General features: G+C 35.6%; 5 protein-coding genes. 2 read left to right on the forward strand and 3 right to left on the reverse strand.

Annotation, left to right across the window (positions count from 1 at the left end; all coding sequences use genetic code 11):
* The coding region (locus ACILQF_RS12180; protein WP_395627676.1) for an ATP-binding cassette domain-containing protein at positions 1-491 on the forward strand (491 nt) is incomplete at its 5' end.
* Positions 492-514: 23 nt separating this feature from the next.
* Positions 515-1,300 (forward strand): SDR family oxidoreductase, encoded by a 786-nt coding sequence (locus ACILQF_RS12185; RefSeq protein WP_395627677.1) that lies wholly within the window; start codon positions 515-517, stop codon positions 1,298-1,300.
* 135 nt (positions 1,301-1,435) lie between these two features.
* Here ACILQF_RS12185 and ACILQF_RS12190 read toward each other — a convergent pair whose 3' ends face one another.
* From ACILQF_RS12190 to ACILQF_RS12200, 3 genes are all read right to left on the reverse strand, one after another.
* Positions 1,436-1,828 (reverse strand): DUF1573 domain-containing protein, encoded by a 393-nt coding sequence (locus ACILQF_RS12190; RefSeq protein ID WP_395627678.1) that lies wholly within the window; start codon positions 1,826-1,828, stop codon positions 1,436-1,438.
* Between the two features lie 272 nt (positions 1,829-2,100).
* Complete coding sequence (locus tag ACILQF_RS12195; protein WP_395627679.1) at positions 2,101-2,361, reverse strand: RNA recognition motif domain-containing protein; 261 nt, start codon at positions 2,359-2,361, stop codon at positions 2,101-2,103.
* 23 nt (positions 2,362-2,384) lie between these two features.
* Positions 2,385-3,059 (reverse strand): NlpC/P60 family protein (locus ACILQF_RS12200; protein WP_395627680.1); only part of this gene is annotated, 675 nt, incomplete at its 5' end.

The raw sequence follows: 3,059 nt of genomic DNA on the forward strand, positions 1-3,059 counted from the left end.
GGAAAGAATATACCGCATCTTATTTAGATGAGGGGTTTTTAATAGATCACCTCACACCAGAGGAGTATTTTCAATTTATCGGAGGACTGCACAATAAAAACAAGACGCAAGTAGAGGCAGAACTACAAAATTTTACGGAGTTCTTTAATGGAGAGATTTTAGATAAAGGGAAATATATACGTGACCTTTCTAAAGGAAATCAGACTAAGGTTGGTGTGGCTGCATGTTTAATTCAGAATCCACAATTACTGATGCTAGATGAGCCTTTTGCTAATATTGACCCAAGTACACAAATTCGCTTAAAAAGCATCATAAAAAACTTAAACAAGGAAAAGCAAATTACCTGCCTTATCTCAAGTCATGATTTAAACCATGTAACTGAGCTTTGTGATCGTATTCTTTTAATGGAGAAGGGCAAAATCATTAAGGATATTGCTACCAATTCCAATACCCTTCAAGAGTTAGAAGAATACTTTTCTGTTATATCTTAGGTTTTAATTCAAGCAATTATACTATGGATTTAAATCTGTCAGGAAAAAGAGCACTAGTTTGCGGCAGTTCTCAGGGAATTGGAAAGGCCACTGCAATTGAACTTTCTCTGTTAGGAGCTAATGTAACTCTTCTAGCGCGGAGTGAAGAAAAACTTCAAAAAGTGTTAGGTGAACTTTCTTTTCGGACTGGTCAGAAACACGATATTCTAATAGCTGATTTTACAGATCCTATGCTGCTTAAAATTATCATCGAAAATTATGTAATAAAAAATAGCATCGATATTTTGATCAATAATACTGGGGGTCCAGCAGGCGGACAAGCCATAGATGCCGGTACGGATGAATTTATCAATGCATTTAACATGCATCTAATCTGCAATCAAATTCTTGTTCAGGCAATTGTACCCGGCATGAAGAAAAATCACTTTGGCAGGATCATTAATATCATATCAACCTCGGTAAAAACGCCATTAAAAGGATTGGGAGTATCCAATACTATTCGGGGGGCAGTTGCAAGCTGGGCAAAGACTCTGGCCTTGGAACTAGGCCCCTTTGGGATTACCGTTAATAATGTCCTGCCGGGATTTACTATGACTAGCCGACTAGAATTTCTGATTAATTCGATTGCAGAAAAAGAAAACAAAAATCCCGAGACAGTAAAAAATGAAATGATTAGCACCATTCCAGCAGGTAGAATTGCCGATGCCTCAGAGGTAGCAGCTGCCATTGCTTTTCTCGCCAGCCCCGCAGCATCCTACATTAATGGAATTAATGTTCCTGTTGACGGCGGAAAAACTCCATCACTTTAGGGTGAATCTATACTATTCTTAGTTTGAGGGCGTATTTTCAAGTATATGAATAGCTACTAGTTGAAACAAGCATAAAAAATAAAAGCATAAAAAAGCCCCTCCAGTATCCTAGAGGGGCTTTAAAATTTTATTCAATTATTTTACTGGTGCAGCAACAACCTCACCCTTAATATAAATAACTTTTGTAGGGGTTTTTGAATTTGAGGTAATTGTTAAACCTTTACTAAAAAATGACATTGCCGCAGCATTGTAAGTCACAGTAATTGTACCCGTCTGACCTTTTAATATGGGTGTATTGGTATATTTAGGAACTGTACAACCACAAACACTAGCAATATTACTAATGATTAATGGCTCATTGCCAATGTTTGTAAATTTGAAATCTACGGTAACTGGCTTTCCCTGAGGGATTTTACCAAAATCATGAGTTTCTGTTACAAACTTAAATTCGGCTTTATCTTCAACCTTAAATGCTGTTACAGACGCGAATAAAAATAATACGCTGCAAAGAATGACTAACTTTTTCATAATTCTAACGATTTGAGTTATAAATTTCTTTTATTAAATAATTTACTAGTTTATAGAAAAATAACCAGAACTAATTAATAATACAAAATTAAACATTTTAGTCGATTTAACTGAATAAAAAAAAGCGAACAAAAATTAACGAAATAGAAGAAAAAAGAAAATCTGGCCCTAGAAATGAAATTTGTACGACTAATGGTTTTAAGGGAGTAAAAAACAACATAATTAATTATAAAATAGGCTTCAAATGAAGCCTATTTTATAAAATTGCTGTATTAAAAACGTCTTTCAGGCTTTTTCTCTTCAGAAACACGAACACCGATTTTGCGTCCATATAATTCACTGCCATCTAATGCCTCAATGGCTTTCTGAGCGGCTTCCTCGTCCTCCATTTCAACAAAGCCAAAGCCTTTACTGCGGCCGCTTTGCTTATCAATGATTAACTTAACCGCACTGGGTTCCCCAAACTTTTCAAAGATTTCTCTTAACTCCTTTTCATCTACTTTAAATGGAAGGCCTCCTACAAAAATATTCATATGCTTATAAATTGGTTTTCTGTTTATTGATTTATTTGCCCTTGGTAATAAGGATGTTTGTCGATTCTCGTAATTTCTGAATCACCAATAGCTGTTAATACTCGGCGTGCGCTTACTAGGGTTCTAGATTGAAAATCATCATAATTTTTCGATCCACTTATCATACTATTGATTCTAACTAATCCGGCAGCATGAATAAACTCGCCATTCCCAATATATAAAGCGGTATGGGTTACCTTCTTAGTGCGCTTATCGGCAGCAAAAAATAAATGATCGCCGGGTTTTAAATTTTTTAAGGCTTTGGAAAGGTTAAGTGTATCGTTTTCAAGAATATCAACAACATCGCCAACTAAAGCTTGTTGAGATGCATCTCGCGGAAGAACAATTCCATGTAATAAATAGCTGGTTTTTGTAAAGCCACTACAATCTAATCCCTTGACGGATGTTCCACCCCACAGGTATGGAATACCAAGAAAATTACGTGCGGTTTTCAATAGTTGATCAGCGTTCGGATTTGCTTGGTTTTTCCACTGATCATATAGTTGAGCCTTTTTTGTTGAAATAAAAGCAATCCTTTTATCAGGGAAAGAAACTCTATAAAATCCATTAGCTTCATCCAATATTTGTAAAATATTTCCTGCAACAAGATCAGAAACCGGCAAAGAAGATTCAGAAGCTTCCGAATAAGCAAAACCAAA

Source organism: Daejeonella sp. (assembly GCF_044232565.1).
In the GTDB taxonomy this organism is placed as follows: domain Bacteria; phylum Bacteroidota; class Bacteroidia; order Sphingobacteriales; family Sphingobacteriaceae; genus Daejeonella.

Excerpts from the sequence above, each read along its gene's own strand:
- ACILQF_RS12195 (WP_395627679.1), bottom strand. The coding sequence starts at position 2,361 with ATGAATATTTTTGTAGGAGGCCTTCCATTTAAAGTAGATGAAAAGGAG.
- ACILQF_RS12190 (WP_395627678.1), bottom strand. The coding sequence starts at position 1,828 with ATGAAAAAGTTAGTCATTCTTTGCAGCGTATTATTTTTATTCGCGTCT.
- ACILQF_RS12185 (WP_395627677.1), top strand. The coding sequence starts at position 515 with ATGGATTTAAATCTGTCAGGAAAAAGAGCACTAGTTTGCGGCAGTTCT.